At 66.1% G+C, this 15335-nt stretch carries 15 protein-coding genes; 4 read left to right on the plus strand and 11 right to left on the minus strand.

Annotation, left to right across the window (positions count from 1 at the left end):
* Positions 1-11: 11 nt before the first annotated feature.
* Both nusA and rimP read right to left on the minus strand, forming a co-directional pair.
* Positions 12-1622: a transcription termination factor NusA gene (nusA, locus tag EZM81_RS13270; protein WP_135450550.1), complete on the minus strand. Its 1611-nt coding sequence runs from the start codon at positions 1620-1622 to the stop codon at positions 12-14.
* An 11-nt stretch (positions 1623-1633) separates the two neighbouring features.
* A complete protein-coding gene (gene rimP / locus EZM81_RS13275) occupies positions 1634-2239 on the minus strand; it encodes a ribosome maturation factor RimP (RefSeq protein ID WP_136646048.1) in 606 nt (201 codons plus the stop codon).
* Positions 2240-2415: 176 nt separating this feature from the next.
* Between rimP and EZM81_RS13280 the strand changes: the two genes are divergently transcribed.
* Together EZM81_RS13280 and EZM81_RS13285 are read left to right on the plus strand one after the other, a co-directional pair.
* Positions 2416-2670, plus strand: a complete 255-nt coding sequence (locus EZM81_RS13280) for a hypothetical protein (RefSeq protein ID WP_169052376.1) — start codon at positions 2416-2418, stop codon at positions 2668-2670.
* 83 nt (positions 2671-2753) lie between these two features.
* Positions 2754-2951 carry a hypothetical protein gene (locus EZM81_RS13285; RefSeq protein ID WP_136646050.1) on the plus strand — a complete coding sequence of 66 codons (198 nt, stop codon included), beginning with the start codon at positions 2754-2756 and terminating at the stop codon, positions 2949-2951.
* 48 nt (positions 2952-2999) lie between these two features.
* Here the strand turns inward: EZM81_RS13285 and EZM81_RS13290 are convergent, their stop codons facing one another.
* From EZM81_RS13290 to EZM81_RS13300, 3 genes are all read right to left on the minus strand, one after another.
* Complete coding sequence (locus tag EZM81_RS13290) at positions 3000-3497, minus strand: hypothetical protein (RefSeq protein WP_136646051.1); 498 nt, start codon at positions 3495-3497, stop codon at positions 3000-3002.
* A gap of 103 nt (positions 3498-3600) precedes the next feature.
* Entirely contained in the window at positions 3601-3813 is a 213-nt protein-coding gene (locus EZM81_RS13295; protein ID WP_136646052.1) for a hypothetical protein, read from the minus strand.
* A gap of 137 nt (positions 3814-3950) precedes the next feature.
* Positions 3951-4577 (minus strand): class I SAM-dependent methyltransferase, encoded by a 627-nt coding sequence (locus tag EZM81_RS13300; protein ID WP_136646053.1) that lies wholly within the window; start codon positions 4575-4577, stop codon positions 3951-3953.
* Between the two features lie 153 nt (positions 4578-4730).
* Between EZM81_RS13300 and EZM81_RS13305 the strand changes: the two genes are divergently transcribed.
* Entirely contained in the window at positions 4731-6548 is a 1818-nt protein-coding gene (locus EZM81_RS13305) for an autotransporter assembly complex family protein (protein ID WP_136646054.1), read from the plus strand.
* Positions 6548-10069 carry a translocation/assembly module TamB domain-containing protein gene (locus EZM81_RS13310; protein WP_136646055.1) on the plus strand — a complete coding sequence of 1174 codons (3522 nt, stop codon included), beginning with the start codon at positions 6548-6550 and terminating at the stop codon, positions 10067-10069. Before EZM81_RS13305 ends, EZM81_RS13310 begins: the two co-directional genes overlap by 1 nt.
* 30 nt (positions 10070-10099) lie before the next feature.
* On the opposite strand, the gene EZM81_RS13315 is transcribed toward EZM81_RS13310, so the two are convergent.
* The 6 genes from EZM81_RS13315 to EZM81_RS13340 form a co-directional block, all read right to left on the minus strand.
* Positions 10100-10801 (minus strand): YjbF family lipoprotein, encoded by a 702-nt coding sequence (locus EZM81_RS13315; protein ID WP_135450559.1) that lies wholly within the window; start codon positions 10799-10801, stop codon positions 10100-10102.
* Entirely contained in the window at positions 10780-12891 is a 2112-nt protein-coding gene (locus EZM81_RS13320; RefSeq protein ID WP_136646056.1) for a YjbH domain-containing protein, read from the minus strand. Before EZM81_RS13320 ends, EZM81_RS13315 begins: the two co-directional genes overlap by 22 nt.
* 137 nt (positions 12892-13028) lie before the next feature.
* Entirely contained in the window at positions 13029-13475 is a 447-nt protein-coding gene (locus EZM81_RS13325) for a MarR family winged helix-turn-helix transcriptional regulator (RefSeq protein ID WP_135450561.1), read from the minus strand.
* Positions 13472-14302: a carbon-nitrogen hydrolase family protein gene (locus EZM81_RS13330; protein WP_136646100.1), complete on the minus strand. Its 831-nt coding sequence runs from the start codon at positions 14300-14302 to the stop codon at positions 13472-13474. Before EZM81_RS13330 ends, EZM81_RS13325 begins: the two co-directional genes overlap by 4 nt.
* A complete protein-coding gene (grxC, locus tag EZM81_RS13335) occupies positions 14302-14559 on the minus strand; it encodes a glutaredoxin 3 (protein WP_135450562.1) in 258 nt (85 codons plus the stop codon). The genes EZM81_RS13330 and grxC overlap by 1 nt, the downstream gene beginning before the upstream one ends.
* Positions 14560-14592: 33 nt before the next feature.
* Positions 14593-15315, minus strand: a complete 723-nt coding sequence (locus EZM81_RS13340) for a ComF family protein (protein ID WP_136646057.1) — start codon at positions 15313-15315, stop codon at positions 14593-14595.
* Between the last annotated feature and the right edge of the window lie 20 nt (positions 15316-15335).

Consider the following 15335-nt stretch of genomic DNA (forward strand, 5'->3'; position numbering starts at 1 on the left):
GAGGCCTGAAATCAGGCCTCGGCCTCCTCGTCGGCATCGGCCTCGTCGGCGGGCTCTTCCAGCTCTGCCGGATCAACCCAGCCCAGCATGACCCGTGCGGTCATGATCAGGTTCTGCGCCTCTTCCAGCGACACGTCGAACTTTTCCAGGATGCCTTCGTCCTTCTTGCGGACGCCATTCTCGGTCGTCCAGCCGCCGGCCAGTTCCCAGTCGGCACAGGTGGCGAAATCTTCCAGCGTCCTGATTCCATCCTGGGCCAAAGCTTCCAGCATCTGCGGGGTCAGCCCTTCGAAGTTGGCAAGGCTGTCCTCCAGCCCCAGCTTGCGGGCGTTTTCCATCGCCTTGGCATTGGCCGCTTCCAGGTAGTCGCGGGCGCGGGCCTGAAGCTCGGCTGCCGTCTCCTCGTCGAAGCCGTCGATCGACAGCAGTTCGTCGATATCGACATAGGCGACTTCCTCGAGGTTGGTGAAGCCCTCGGCCACCAGCAGCTGCGCCATCATCTCGTCTACGTCCAGCGTGTCCATGAACAGCTTGGTGCGCTCGGCGAATTCGGCCTGACGGCGCTGCGATTCCTCGGCCTCGGTCAGGATGTCGATGTCAAGGCCGGTAAGCTGGCTGGCCAGACGGACGTTCTGACCGCGACGGCCGATGGCCAGCGAAAGCTGTTCGTCCGGCACCACGACCTCGATCTTGCCGGCCTCTTCGTCGATCACGACCTTCGACACCTCGGCCGGTTGCAGCGCGTTTACAAGGAACGTGGCCGGATCCTGGTTCCACGGGATGATGTCGATCTTTTCGCCCTGAAGCTCGTTCACCACGGCCTGCACGCGACTGCCGCGCATGCCGACGCAGGCGCCGACCGGGTCGATCGAGTTGTCATAGCTGATGACGGCGATCTTGGCGCGGCTGCCCGGATCGCGGGCCACGGCCTTGATCTCGATGATGCCGTCGTAGATTTCCGGCACCTCCATCTTGAAAAGCTCGGCCATGAACTGCGGGTCGGTGCGCGAAAGGAAGACCTGCGGCCCCCGTGGTTCGCGGCGCACGTCCTTGATATAGCAGCGGATGCGGTCGCCGATGCGGTAGGATTCGCGGCCGATCTTCTCGTTCCGGCGCAGGATGCCTTCGCCGCGGCCGATATCGACGATGATGTTGCCGTATTCCTCGCGCTTGACGGCGCCGTTGATGATGGTGCCCTTGCGGTCCTTGAATTCCTCGTACTGGCGGTCGCGTTCGGCCTCGCGCACCTTCTGCAGGATGACCTGCTTGGCCGACTGCGCGGCGATACGGCCCAGATCGACGGGCGGAACCTCGTCCACGATCTCGTCGCCGACCTTGGGGTCAGCCAGGTAGGACTTCGCCTGCTTCACCGTCAGCTGGGCATGGTGGTTTTCCACCGCATCATCCTCGACCACGGTGCGGACGCGGGTAAAGGTCGCGCGGCCGGTCTTGCGGTCGATCTTGACGCGGATGTCCATTTCCGCGCCGTAGCGCGACTTGGCGGCCCGGGCGAGGCTGTCCTCCATCGCCTGGATCACCAGATCCGGGTCGATCATCTTCTCGCGCGCCACGGCTTCGGCAGTCTGCAGAAGCTCCAGCTGGTTGGCAGAGGTGATTGCCATGGGGTCTCTCCCTAGTGTTTCGTCTCGGGGGCGGACCCGTCGTCCTCGTCCCCGTCAATTTCCTCGATCATGTCGAACTGGCCCTCGGTAGGTTCGGCCACCTTCTTCTGGCGCAGCATCTCGGCGATCAGTTCGTCGGTCAGGATCAGCTTGGCATCCGAAAGCCAGTCGAACTTCAGCCCGATGGTGACCTCCTTGCCGCCGTCCTCGATGGTGATCAGCACCTCGTCGCCTTCCACCCCTGCCAGATGGCCCTTGAAGCGGCGGCGGCCGTCGATCAGTTCGGTCGTCTCGACCCGGGCTTCCCAACCCTTCCAGATCTCGAAATCCTTCAGCCGGGTCAGCGGTCGGTCGATGCCGGGGGAGGAGACCTCGAGGATATAGGTATCCTCAAGCGGGTCTTCCACATCCAGCACGGCGGAAACGGCGGTGGAAATCTCGCCGCATTCGTCAACGCCGATCCCGCCCTCGGGCCGGTCGGCCATGATCTGCAACACGCGCGTCTTGCCGCCCATCAGCCGCAGGCGGACAAGCTCGTAGCCCATGCCTTCGATCACCGGCTGGACGATGTCGGCCAGACGGCGGTCGATGGAGGTTTTCGCGACAAGATCGGACATAAGGGTTCCAAAACGAAAAAGCGGACCAGGCGGCCCGCTCACATCTTCCGGTAGCTTCGGGTTTGGACCCCGAAACCGCTGTTGAAGCTCATATACGCCCTTGACCTTGGGGATGCAAGGCCGCTCTCCCCTATCGCGGAACCTTTTCGCCTGATCGAGCCGTATTATCTTTTGTCATGCCGATCACGAAGAGGCTGCCCATGGTGCCCGTCAACAGGGTTTGCGAGCCGTCCTATGCACTCAACATCCCCCAGTTCGAGGCGGCGGAACGACCGATCGGCTTCGCCGTGGTCAACGCCATCATTGCCATCCAGCTGGATCTTCAGAGAAAGGTAAAGCTCAGGCCCGAGGAATGCATGGTGTTCCTGGTCATCGTCGCCGCCACGGTCCAGCGATTCATGCGCGCCCCCCCGCAAGCGAGGCGCTGCTGACCCGCCAGCAGCTTCCGCCCGAGTATCGCGGCCACATCTCGCGCCGCCGGATTGCCGAAGCCCTTGATCTGCCGGTCGAAACGGTGCGCCGCCACGTTGACCGACTGTTGCAGCGGCAACTGGTGGTCGAAAGGGGGCGCGGGCAGATCTCGACCCCTGGCGGAACCCTCGCCAGGTTCAGCGAGCACGGCACGACCCTGTCGGTCGCGCGCCAGTTCCTCGGGGTGGTCAGGATGATGGACCGCCTCGGAGCGCTGTCGAGGCCGCGGACTACGCCCTGATCCGGCCGACGCCCCGCTGCGGCGGGGCGCCTTTGCGGTCCAGCCGGATTACTGGGCGGGCATCAGAACCGAAATGCGCCCTTCGGTATCCTCGGCCAGTTCGTCCCGGATCTCGGCGCCGCGGGAACAGAAGCGTGCAGTGTCATAGGCGGCGACTGCTGTAAGCCCCCCGAGGCTCATCGCATAGGCCCCCATCACCATGTCCACCGCCAGATTGTTCTGGCCTTCCTCGGTCATCCCCTGAAGGCCGGACAGGATATCGCACATCACCGCCGCGAATTTCGTTTCATCGACGGCATAGCCTTCGCAGTTCTCGGCAAGGGCCCGCTGCTGCGCGACGATCAGAAGACGCAGGCCGTCGCCGGGCGACAACAGGCCCGATTCGTCGGTCATGATGCGTTCGAGCGCCTTGGTGTTCACCGCCTTCTCCATCCGGGCGACCGGATCGATGGTTGCGGGATCGACCGGGGTCTGGGCCTCTTCCGCCGACAGGGGCAGCGCGGCCAGCAGGCTTGCCGCCAGAACAAGGATATGACGAGACTTCATGGTTTTCCTTTCCGTGCAGAGGGTCAGATACCGAAGATCCGCCGGGTCCAGCGGTAGGAGAAATGCCCGTCCTTGAAGCACTGTTTCGGCTTCGGCAGGCAGATCACGCCTTGGGCCGGGCTGAACGGATCGCCATACGGTCCTCGTCCCAGCCGTCCGGGTCGTTCCTGGCCTTGGCGACCGCAACGCCCAGGATCGCCAAGGCCGCAAGCGCGCGGGCAATGTCTTCCTTGTCGGCCTTGGCCGCAACGGGAACCGGCATCGCCACCAGCGCCGCAACGGCCAGCGCGGCGACACCACCTTTCAGAACCCTCATTCCTGATCCTCCTCCAGCTTCCACTCCGCAGTCCGCACTCCATGGCCCGACCCGGGCCTGGCGAAGCCGAAGGTAGCCAAGGGAATCATGTCATTCCTCAAGACATGACCCGGATCGGGTCATGTCCTGCCCCGGCCTCAGAGCCGGCGGAACACCATCACGAGGCCCCGATCGTCCTTGTGCGGATGCTCGGCGCCCTCGTAGATCGGGATGTCGCGCCAGGCGACCGGGGTGATCCGGCCATGCGCCACCATGCGGGCAAGTTCCGAGCCGAAGCCGGCCCCGTCCAGCACCGGGCCGATGGTGCCGCAGGCAAAGACCGCGCCGGGGCGGGTGATGCGCAAGAGTTCCGCAAAACATTCCGGGCCGACATGGCCGTGGGTGAAGGTGCCGCAACTGACCACCGCGTCGTAGCTCGCGTCGGGGATGTCCAGGGCCTTGGTCAGGTCGCCCAGCATCAGCTTCCGGTAAAGGCCCTTCGGTCGTGCGACCTCCAGCATCTCGGGCGTGATGTCCAGCGCGTCCACCGTCAGTCCGCGCAGGTGCTCTGCCACCAGGCCGGTGCCCGCGCCGATGTCCAGGATCTCGGCCCCTTGCGCGATCTCGTCCTTCAGGATCGCCGCGATCTCGCGCGGGGCGATGTAGCCCCAGGCCGCGCCGAAGCTTTCGTCATAGGTGGCCGCCCAGTCGCCATACATGCGCCGGGCGTCCTCGGGGCCGTCGATCCGGTAGGCGGTGTCAAGATCGTAGCTGCCGTCGTCCATCGTGGGTCTCCCTTTCGGTTGCCCCTTGATGGCGTGGCCGCATGACACCCCGGTGACAGGCGCAGGAAGCCACCACCCGGCCCAGCCGGCGGATTGCCCCCTGCGGCGCAAGCTGCAATAGTTGTTGCGATCAGGAATGGAGGCCCGACGGAAATGTCTGCCCGTCCCGGACAGCGTGTTCGCCGGTTTTTCCTTGCCCTTGCGGCAGCCTGGCTGTCCTGTGGCGCCGTGCAGGCGCTGGATCGGGTCGATGTTCAGATTCGTGGCGGCGACGAGGAGATCGCGGCTGCGGTGAATGCCGCGTCGCAGGTTCGTGCCCTGCAAGCGCAGGGCCAGACCGACCCGCAGGATCTGCTGGCAGCCGCAAGGTCCGACTACGGGCGCATTCTTGCCTCGCTTTATGCGCGGGGGCACTATTCCGCAGTCATCCGCATTTCCGTGGACGGGCGCGAAGCGGCAGAGATTCGTCCGCTGGAAGGGCCGCGCAGCGTTTCCAACATCACCATCCTGGTTGATCCCGGCCCTACCTTCCTGTTCGGTGCGACACGGATTGTGCCGCGCATTGCAGGGGGCGAGCTTCCCGCCGGGTTCGGCACCGGCCGGCCAGCCGAAAGCGGCGTGGTGGCGGATGCGGTCGATCTTTCCCTTCGCGCCTGGCGCGAGGCGGGCCATGCAAAGGCCGCAGTCGCAGACCAGCGTGTGGTCGCCGACCACGCGAGGGCGGTTCTTGATGTCGATGTCAGGCTCGACCCCGGCCCGCGGTTGCGCTTCGGGCCTCTGGCGATCACGGGTGAACAGCGGATGCGCGAGGCCCGAATCCGCAAGATCGCCGGCCTGCCCGAGGGCGAAACCTTCAGCGAAAGCGAACTGCGCCGGGCCGAGACGCGCCTTCGCCGGACCGGCATCTTCAGTTCGGTCGCCCTGGTCGAGGACGATGTCATCACCGCCCCCGATCTTCTTGGAATCACGGCACAGCTTGTCGAACAGAAACCGCGCCGCTACTCGCTGGGGGCCGAGATTGCCAGTCTGGACGGTCTGTCCCTGACCGGCATGTGGCTGCACCGAAACCTGCTTGGCGGCGGCGAGAGGTTGCGGCTTGACGGGTCGATCACGAACGTCGGTTCTGGCGCAAGCGGGATCGACTATGCGATCGGCGTGACCATCGACCGCCCCGCAACGCTGACACCCGACACAACGGCCGGGCTGCTGCTGCGTTACGAGCATCTGGACGAGATCGACTATTCCGCCGACACGGTCAATTTCGGCCTGGTCTTCTCGCATGTCTTTTCGGAACAGCTGACCGCGCGCGCCGGGCTGACCTATTCCTACCAGAACGGACAGGATCCCGCTGGCAGCTTCAACTTCCGCAACCTTTCACTGCCCCTGGGCGTGACATGGGACCGGCGGGATGTTGCCACCGACGCAACAAGCGGCACCTATCTTGATGCCACCCTGCAGCCCTTTCTGGGCTTTGCGACCACCGGCTCGGGCGTCCGCGTCACGGCGGATGGGCGCATCTATCGCCTGCTGGGCCAGACCGGCCGCCTTGTCGTTGCAGCCCGGCTGCAAGGCGGAGCGATCTATGGGCCGACACTTCTGGACACGCCGCGCGACCTGCTGTTCTTTTCCGGCGGCGGTGGAACGGTTCGGGGGCAGCCCTATCGTTCGCTGGGCATTCCCGTGACCCGTGGCGTGTTCGATTTTCAGATCGGCGGCAAGTTCTTCGCGGCCGGGTCACTGGAACTGCGCGGCAAGGTGACCGAACGGATCGGACTGGTGGGCTTCATCGACGCGGGGACTGTCGGGCTGGATGGCATTCTGGATGGCCAGGCCGCAAGCCATGCCGGGGCCGGCCTGGGTTTGCGTTACGATACGCCCATCGGCCCTATCCGGCTGGATGTCGCTGCCCCGATCAGCGGCACGACGGGCGACGGGGTGCAGTTCTACATCGGTCTGGGGCAGGCTTTCTGATGCGCGCCGCCGTGATCCTGTCGCTGGCCCTGCTTGCCCCGCCCGCCCTGGCGCAGGAGGACGACCGCGGCTTTCTGACCGCGTTTCTGGAAGACAACCTGTCCGACGCGGGACGCGAAGTCACCATCACCGGTTTCGAGGGGGCCTTGTCCGCCCAGGCGACGATCGAGCAACTGACCATCGCCGACGATACCGGAATCTGGCTGACCATTCGGGGCGTGACCCTGGACTGGAGCCGCTCGGCCCTTCTGTCGGGACAGGTCAATGTCAGCGAACTGTCGGCAAGAGAAATCATCCTCGACCGCCTGCCGGACACACCCGAAAGCACCATCTCGCCCGAGGCAACCGCGTTCAGCCTGCCCGAACTTCCGGTGTCGATCCGCATCGACCGTCTTGCCGCCGATCGCATCGAGATCGCGCCCTCGGTCCTTGGCCAGCCGGTCGAGGGCAGCCTTGATGCGGCGCTGACCCTGGCAGGCGGCGAAGGGACCGCAAGGCTGAACCTGATCCGCACCGGCGATGGACCTTCGGGCGAGATCATCCTGGACGCCGGCTATTCCAATGCCACAGGAACATTGCAGATCGACCTGAGCGCGGCCGAGGGACCCGGCGGCATGGTCGTCAGCCTGCTGGACATTCCGGGCGCCCCGGCGGCCGAGTTCCGCATGCAAGGAACAGGCCCGCTGGAGGATTTCAGCGCAGATATCCGCCTTGCCACCGACGGGCAGGACCGGCTGGCGGGCGCCGTGACCCTGAAGGGCGGGGACAGCGGCTATCGTCTTCTGGCCGATGTCGCGGGAAACCTCGTGCCGCTGCTGGCCCCTGATTACGTGGACTTCTTCGGCAACGAGGTTGCGCTTGCCCTTGATGCCCTGCGCAGGCCCTCGGGCCGTCTGGAAGTGGATGCCTTTGCGCTGACCACGCGGTCCTTGCGGCTGACCGGAAGCGGAACGCTGGCAGCGGATGGTCTGCCCGAGACGCTGGATCTGCAGGGTACGCTTGCCGCGCCTGACGGAACCCCGGTTCTGGTGCCCTTCGGCCAGACGCCGACGCGCGTTGCCGGCGCCGACCTGACCCTGGTTGCGCGGCTTGGCAATGATGCGGGCTGGCGGGCATCCGTCGCGCTGCGCGGGCTGGACCGGGATGATCTTTCGGCGGAACGGATCTCGCTGGAAGGCTCTGGCCGGATCGGCCGAACGCCAGCGGGCAATACCTTCGGCGGCACGCTGCGGCTGGCGGCGTCGGGCCTGGCCCCCGCCGATCGGGCGGTTGCCGATGCACTGGGGCCGGCATTGGACGGCAGTTTGCGCTTCCATGCCCTGCAGGGCAGCGGGGCGCTGACCCTTTCCGACATCTCGCTTGGCGGGGCGGGTTTTGCGGTCACGGGCAATCTTCGGCTGGAAGGGCTTCAGTCCGCGCTGCGTACCTCGGGCCGGGTTATCCTGACTGCCGATGATCTGGGCCGCTTTTCCGGCCTGGCTGGGCGCCCCCTGGCGGGCAGCGGGACGATCAGGCTGGAAGGTTCGGCCAGCCCGCTTTCAGGGGCCTTCGATGTGCAGGCCGAGGTCGAGGCCACCGACCTTCGCCTTGACATCGCAGCCATCGACCGGCTGCTTGCCGGACCGTCGAGGCTTGGCCTTTCGGCCCTGCGCGACACCAGTGGCACCACGCTGCGTGCGCTGGACATGACTGCCGGGCCCCTTCGCGCCACGGCCAGCGGCAGGATCACCACCGGAAGGTCCAGCTTGACCGGCGAGATCCTGTTGTCCGACCTTGCGCCTCTTGGCCCCGGTCTGGGCGGCAGCGCCAGCCTTGGTGCCCGGTTCGACGGCACGCCGGAACGCGGCGCGATCGCGCTGTCAGGCCTGGGACGGTCCTTGCGCACGGGCACACCCGAGGCCGACCGGATCCTCGCCGGGGAAAGCCGCCTTGCGGCCGAGCTGACGCTGCAGGACGGGCTGATCCAGATCGACCGTGCCAGCCTTGCAAATCCGCAGATCGACGCCTTGATATCCGGACGGCTCGAGGATGCGGTCCGGCGGCTGACGATCACCGCGCGGCTGGCGAATCTTGGCCTGCTGATCCCCGACCTTGCCGGACCGCTCGCCGTTTCAGGCGAGGCAACACAGGATGCGACCGGCTATTCGCTGAACCTGGGGGCGCGTGGTCCCGGCGGGGTCGATGCCCGGGTCAGCGGGCGGTTGGCGCAAAGCCTTGTCTCCGGCGATCTTGCGATCACTGGGACCAGTCAGGCGGGGCTGGCGAACCTTTTCATTTCGCCCAGGGCGCTGGAAGGCGCGACCCGTTTCGACCTGCGCATGAACGGCCCATTCCGGCTGGCGTCGCTGTCGGGCCGGGTCACCCTGGCGAACGGGCGCCTGTCGGATCCAGACCTCGGCGTGGCGCTGGAACGGCTGGAGGCCATGGCCCAGTTGCAGGGCGGTGAGGCGCAGGTTTCGGCCACGTCTCGGCTATCGACGGGCGGAACCCTTCGGCTGGATGGTCCCGTCGGCCTGTCGGCCCCGTTTCCTGCGCGCTTCCAGATCGGACTTGAGAACATCCGCCTGATAGACCCCAACCTCTACGAGGCCTTCCTGCGCGGGTCGCTGTCCGTAAGCGGGCCTCTGACCGGCGGCGCGCTCATTACAGGTGCCCTGGCCGTTAGCGAGGCAGAGCTGCGCGTGCCGTCCACCGGTTATGCCAGCACAGCCGCGCTGCTGGATGTTCGCCATGTCAACGAACCCGCCGAAGTGCTGGCTACCCGATTGCGGGCCGGGCTGCTGGGTGACGGCAAGGGCGGTGCCGGCCGGGATGGTGGTGCCCGCCCCTTCGGGCTGGATGTCATGCTGTCGGCCCCGGCGCGGGTGTTCGTGCGCGGGCGCGGAATCGACGCCGAGCTTGGCGGGCAGATCCGCCTGATGGGAAGCTCGGCGCAGATCCTGCCGTCGGGGGCATTCAATCTGATCCGAGGCCGGCTGGACATTCTGGGCAAGCGCCTCGTCCTGTCCCAGGCGGATCTGCAACTGTCAGGCAGTTTCGTTCCGACCCTGCTGGTGTCCGCCCAGGCCGAGACCGACGGGGTCGTCAGCACCGTCACCATCGAAGGCCAGGCAGACGATCCTTCGGTCCGCTTCACCTCGGTCCCCGAACTGCCGCAGGAAGAGGCACTCGCGCGACTTCTGTTCGGACGTGCGCTTGACAACCTGTCGGTGCTGCAGGCCGCGCAGCTGGCCAATGCGATCGCGGTTCTCGCCGGACGCGGGGGCGAGGGCCTGGTCAACCGGCTGCGACAGGGTTTCGGCCTTGACGATCTGGACGTGGCCACGTCGGAAGAGGGCCAGACCGCCCTGACTGCCGGAAAGTACATCAGCAAGAATGCCTACAGCGAGATCGAGATCGAACAGGCAGGCAAGAGCACGATCAGCCTTAACCTGGACCTCCGGCCCGGTGTGACGGTAAAGGGCAGGGTCAGCGACACTGGCGAAACCGGGATCGGCATCTTCGTCGAGCGCGACTACTGATCTGCTGGGGCGGCACCGGGAAGGCGGCCGTCAGTCGATCACCAGCTCGAATTCTCCGAACCCGGCGGCACCGCTGATCAGTTGGCGCGACTTGCGGATCGTCTGGCCTTCGAACCAGAAGTCATTGGTGATCTTGCCCTGCGCACGGGCGCATTCCTCGCGGACCTTCGTCACCCTGTGCGATCGCCCGAGAATTTCGATCACTTCCTGCCCGGCAATCGTCACCGTGCAGTCATAGGCGCGCCGGGTGGTCCGGTCGTCCGTCCCGAGGAAGAAATACTGCCGAGGGTGGGTTCCGCCAGGGGTCAGGAGCTGCGAAACCGTCGGGGCCTGCGACGACATCAGGTCGGGCCCAAGCCCACGGGTCTGGATCAGCACTCCGTCGCGCAGCGTGAAGGTGGTGCCGTCGGTGGTTGACCAGGTGACCACATCGCCCTTGGTGTCGATCGGGGTGACAAGGGCATCTGTCGAACGCACCGGGATCACCACGCGCAGGATCGGCACGCCGTATTTCTCAAGATCGGCCCGGGTCACCTTGGCAGTGGCCTTGGCCGGTGCCGCGGCAGCCCGGCGGCCGGGCAGTTGCGAAAGCGTTGCCTTGGCCACCGTGCCAAGGGTCGCCGTCATCGGCGACGGCTCTGACCGTTCCTTGCCGCAACCGGCCAGCAGTGCCAGCAGCAGAAGCCCCGCCGACAGCCGTTTGCAAAGCGTCAACGCCACACCCTTCCCCATTCCGTATCCAGCGCGGTGCCGTGGTATTCGCGTATCGTGTTGTAGATGCGCCCGTCCACATCGACCCGTGCGCCGCCATCGCCAAGTGCCGGACGCAGCGTTGCGCCAAGGCTGGTGCCGCCCTCGCTCCCCAGCGCCCAGTTCAGCGGAATCGAGAACCGGATCCCCTTGTCGAACCCTCCCTCGCCGAACTCCTCGGGGCTGACGTCGGTGACGGTGGCGAAGGCCCCGACCCGCCAGCCATTCGCGAACACCCGGTCGACCGACACGGTGGCGCCATAGTCGCCGGCAAGATACCTGCCGACATCCAGCTGGCCGATGAAGCCGTTGCCGAACTCGTAGTAGGCCGAGACATGGCCGGTCACCACGTCATAGTCATATTCGTCGAAGCCCAGGCCGCCATCCGTGTCCCGTTGCCGCGTGTAGTTCAGTTCGACCCCAAGCGCGAGGCGGCTGTCCACGGGCTTCCACAGCAGTTCGCCCGAAATGCCGGCGTGCATCCGTTCCAGGTAGCCCAGCGTGACACGGGAATAGAGGTTCTCCGCCGGCCGTGCATACCAGGCAAGGGTCAGCTTCTCGATCCCGGGATCGGCGAATTTCGTGTAGCGAGAGCTGTCGGACCTGACATGCGGCAGATCCGAATCCGAATACTCGCCGGAACGGTCCACGTTGCCGAACAGGCGCTTGTAGACCGATCCCGAAAGCACCAGCCCGGGGCGAATGTCGTACGAGGCCCCAAGCCGAACCCCGACATCCCCCTTCAGCGGTTCGGACAGGCGGAACGCCGGGCGCAGGCCCCAGCGGAATTTCGGATAAAGCCCGTCGTCGCCCACGGCATTTGCCGCCAGCGGGCCGGCGTCCGACAGGATCACCTTCTGGCGCAGAAGCGTGGCGTTGTCGGCGGCGAATTCCAGCTGTTCCAGGTCGCTGCGGCGGATGGTGACCTTGGATGCCCCGATGCCATTCACGATCGGCACGATCTCGAACACCTCGACCGAGGCAGGCATCACATGGCTCAATGCGCGGGCGGTGCGGCCGATCGCCTGCGGTCCTGCGTCGATCCGACCGTTGCGGATGCGGATCTGCACGGTCTGGGCCGTGTAGGACAGGTTCTCGATGATGATGCCGTCCTTGGCCAGCCGCTTCGCCAGGTTCTGGCGCAGTACCGGTCCGGCATCGGGCTGGGTCACCCACCCGCCGTCATATGCACCGGGGTCCGCCGTCCGCGACGGCCTTGCCTTTACCGGCGTGGGTGCCGCGCCCATCACCCCACCCGTTGCCCGGGTTTTCGGGTCAAGCGTCAGATGGAAGGCAAAGCCGATCTCTGATCCGTGCAGCGAATAGATGCCGTAGCGCGCCATCGGGCCGCGCTGATATTCGAAGCCGAAGTTGAACGGGCTGTCGCGTTCGATCAGACCCCGGTCTTCCTCCATCACATAGGCATCCGAGGAATATTCGCCCTTGAAGGTCCAGTTGTCGTTGATCCGGTATTCGATGCCGGCGAAGGGTGCCGCATCGCCCCTGAACCACTGTTCTGTGTTGGGCGTGCCGTAGTCGGACGGATCCAGCGGCGGACGGTCGCCGAAAGGCGCCCCGATCCCGCCGTAGGATCCCAGCCGGCCCCAGCCGAGACCCGCCGTCACCTTGAGCCGGTCGCCGAAGCTCTTGGTCGCCGCCACATATTCCGACGAATACAGGCCACGGCCGGTGAAATCGTTCATCCCGATGGTCAGCGCAGGAAGGTAACGGCTTTCCTTCAGCAGCAGGTAGCGGATGTCGAAACTCTTGTCGGTAAGTTTCTCGGGAGCGATCGGGTCAAGTTCGTTCCAGTTGCGCCATGTCTGGAACCTGAAAGAGCCCGAGAGCCGTTCGGTGAACTGGAAGCTGATGGTCGCGCGGGTGATCGGCCCGGCCACAGCCAGGGAATAGCTGAAGCGCGCATCCTCCTGCGCCTCGCCCGAGGGCATGTCGATCAGCCCGGTCGTGCCGTTCAGGTTCAGGGAATTGGGTATCTCGGCAAGGGCAGGAACGGTGAAAAGTGCCGTGCTGACGGCAAGCGAGGCGAGGATGCGGCTTGGCAAAGGCAACATGTGTCCGGAACCCTGGATACCCCATCCATCTATGCGAAGATAACCGGGGCAGGGCAAGGCCTAACGACCGACAGCAGGCTTATCCACAGTGAACGTGGCGAAAAGCCCCGGCCCATGTGCTGCCGGTGCCACGCCGTTCAGGGCGCATCTTCAAGTCGCTGGCGCAGTTCGCGCAGCACCGGCAGAAGCGCGCGCACCCGGTCGGGGCCCAACGCCTGCACCACCTCGGCGATCAGGGGCACGACGGCTGCCACGGCGGAATCGCGCGCCGCCCGGCCCGAGGGGCTGATCGCGACGAACTTCTGCCGCGCGTCGTCCCAATCCGGGCGGATGTGGATGTGACCCGCCCATTCCAGCCGGGACAGCGTGTTGGTCATCGCTCCGCGCGTGACGTGGAACGCCTTGGCCAGCTGCGCCGGCGTGCGTTCGTCGTTGATCCGGGCCAGATGGTTCAGGACCGAGAAATGCGACAGCTCCATCCCCTTGGGCAGCACCTTCGAGATCCGGTTCCGCGCCAGCTGGTCGGCCATGAACAGCTCGCCGAACAGCGCCACTGCGATGTCGTCGGTCTTGTCCGCGCTCATGGTCCTGCAAAGTCCCGGTCATGGGTCAGCGAGGGGACGCGGTGGCGCGCTTCGGCCACCCGGGAAAGGTCGAGATCGACCAGAGTCACGCCGGGTTCCGTACCCCCATCAGCCAGCACCTCGCCCCAGGGGGCGACGGCCAGGGAATGGCCATGGGTGCGCCGGCCCTTGCCAGCCGTTTCGGGGTGAAAACCGGTCTGCGCCGGGGCGAGGACGAAGCAGCCCGTCTCGATCGCCCTTGCGCGCAGCAGCGTTTCCCAGTGCGCCGCGCCGGTGATGTGGTTGAAGGCCGCCGGAACCGTCAGGATCTGCGCACCCGCCTTCGCCAGGCGGCGATAAAGCGCCGGGAAGCGGACATCATAGCAGACCGTCATCCCGATGCTGGCAAAGGGAGTCTCGGCCAGCACCGCACGGTTTCCCGGCCGGTAGCCGTCGCTTTCGCGATACACCTCGGTTTCCGAGACATTCACATCGAACATGTGGATCTTGTCATAGCGTGCCCGTACCTGGCCATCCGGCCCGACCAGCAGGCTGCGGTTCGCAAAGCGGCCGTCCGCATCATGGGTCAGAAGGCCCAGCGAGCCGATCAGCAGCCAGATGCCCGCCGCCTGAGCCTCGGCCCGAAGGGTGGCAAGCGTCTCGTCCGCTTCCTCATGCCGGAAGACGCTGCGTTGGTGGGCGCGGCTGGAGGACAGGCCATTGGTCAGCTCCGGGGTCAGGACGAACCCGGCCCCGGCTGCCGCCGCCTGCCGGACAAGCGCCACCGTGGCCGGCAGGTTGGCTGACGGATCGTCGGAGACGTTCAGCTGGACCAGCGCAGCCCGGATCATGCGGCAAGAAGCGGGTCAAGCTTGCCCGCCGCCTCCAGCGCGTGCAGGTCGTCCGACCCGCCGACATGCGTATCGCCGATGAAGATCTGCGGCACGGTGTGCCGTCCGTGCGCGCGCTGGATCATCGCCTGCCGCAGACCGGGGTCGCGGCTGACGTCGATTTCACGGTAGGCCACACCCTTGCGGTCCAGAAGCCGTTTGGCTGCATGACAATAGGGACAGAACGGGGTGGTGTAGATTTCGACCGGGCGCATGGGAACCTCGCTGTGCGCCGCGACTATAGGGATTCAGCCGTCTTTCGCAACGCGCGCAAGGGCCACAACACAGACAGACCGCGCATTTGCCGCATGCAGCGCCTCGGTCGCGGCGGCGAAGGTCGCCCCCGAGGTCATCACGTCATCGACCACAAGGATGTCGCGGTCCTCGACCAGCCGGCGACGGCGAGGCGGTACCTGGAAGGCCCCGGCCAGGTTGGCGAGGCGGCCGTCGCGGGTCCGGCCGTCCTGCGTGCCCGTGTTGCGGCTGCGAACGAGCGCGTCCGGGCAGTGGTCCAGCCCCGCAAGCCCTGCTACCGCCTTCGACAGAAGTGCCGCCTGATTGTAGCGGCGGCGGAACAGGCGGCTCCAGTGCAGGGGCACGGGAACGACCAGCATGCCCGGACGCAGGATCGGTGCCGCCGCGCGGTGCAGCCAGGCCCCGGCAGGGCGCGCCAGGTCCAACCGGTCGCCATGCTTCAGCGCCAGGATCAGCCGGCGCGCGTTGTCCTGATACAGCAGCGCCGCGCGGCCCTGACCCCAAGGCCGCGCGATGGTCATGCAGTCGTCGCAAAGGGCGGTCTCTCCCGGCTCGCCCCCCGGCAGGGGCAGGCCGCAGCGGTCGCAGACCAGCCCAACGATGAAGGGCGTCTCGCGCCAGCAGGCGCCGCAGAGGCCGAAGTCGGTCGTCACCGCCGCGTCGCAGCTGATGCATTGGGGCGGATACAGCAGATGCAGCGCAGCTTGCATTCCCATACCGTCCCCCTATGGTCCGG

Origin of the sequence: Tabrizicola sp. YIM 78059, assembly GCF_004959785.1 — a bacterium.
Taxonomy (GTDB): domain Bacteria; phylum Pseudomonadota; class Alphaproteobacteria; order Rhodobacterales; family Rhodobacteraceae; genus Tabrizicola; species Tabrizicola caldifontis.

What these genes read in the sequence shown, in the direction of transcription:
- EZM81_RS13305 (WP_136646054.1), top strand. Translation starts at nt 4,731, where the DNA reads ATGTCTGCCCGTCCCGGACAGCGTGTTCGCCGGTTTTTCCTTGCCCTT.
- EZM81_RS13315 (WP_135450559.1), bottom strand. Translation starts at nt 10,801, where the DNA reads ATGGGGAAGGGTGTGGCGTTGACGCTTTGCAAACGGCTGTCGGCGGGG.
- grxC (WP_135450562.1), bottom strand. Translation starts at nt 14,559, where the DNA reads ATGCGCCCGGTCGAAATCTACACCACCCCGTTCTGTCCCTATTGTCAT.
- EZM81_RS13295 (WP_136646052.1), bottom strand. Translation starts at nt 3,813, where the DNA reads ATGAGGGTTCTGAAAGGTGGTGTCGCCGCGCTGGCCGTTGCGGCGCTG.
- EZM81_RS13280 (WP_169052376.1), top strand. Translation starts at nt 2,416, where the DNA reads ATGCCGATCACGAAGAGGCTGCCCATGGTGCCCGTCAACAGGGTTTGC.
- rimP (WP_136646048.1), bottom strand. Translation starts at nt 2,239, where the DNA reads ATGTCCGATCTTGTCGCGAAAACCTCCATCGACCGCCGTCTGGCCGAC.
- EZM81_RS13300 (WP_136646053.1), bottom strand. Translation starts at nt 4,577, where the DNA reads ATGGACGACGGCAGCTACGATCTTGACACCGCCTACCGGATCGACGGC.
- EZM81_RS13340 (WP_136646057.1), bottom strand. Translation starts at nt 15,315, where the DNA reads ATGGGAATGCAAGCTGCGCTGCATCTGCTGTATCCGCCCCAATGCATC.
- EZM81_RS13310 (WP_136646055.1), top strand. Translation starts at nt 6,548, where the DNA reads ATGCGCGCCGCCGTGATCCTGTCGCTGGCCCTGCTTGCCCCGCCCGCC.
- EZM81_RS13325 (WP_135450561.1), bottom strand. Translation starts at nt 13,475, where the DNA reads ATGAGCGCGGACAAGACCGACGACATCGCAGTGGCGCTGTTCGGCGAG.
- EZM81_RS13320 (WP_136646056.1), bottom strand. Translation starts at nt 12,891, where the DNA reads ATGTTGCCTTTGCCAAGCCGCATCCTCGCCTCGCTTGCCGTCAGCACG.
- nusA (WP_135450550.1), bottom strand. Translation starts at nt 1,622, where the DNA reads ATGGCAATCACCTCTGCCAACCAGCTGGAGCTTCTGCAGACTGCCGAA.
- EZM81_RS13290 (WP_136646051.1), bottom strand. Translation starts at nt 3,497, where the DNA reads ATGAAGTCTCGTCATATCCTTGTTCTGGCGGCAAGCCTGCTGGCCGCG.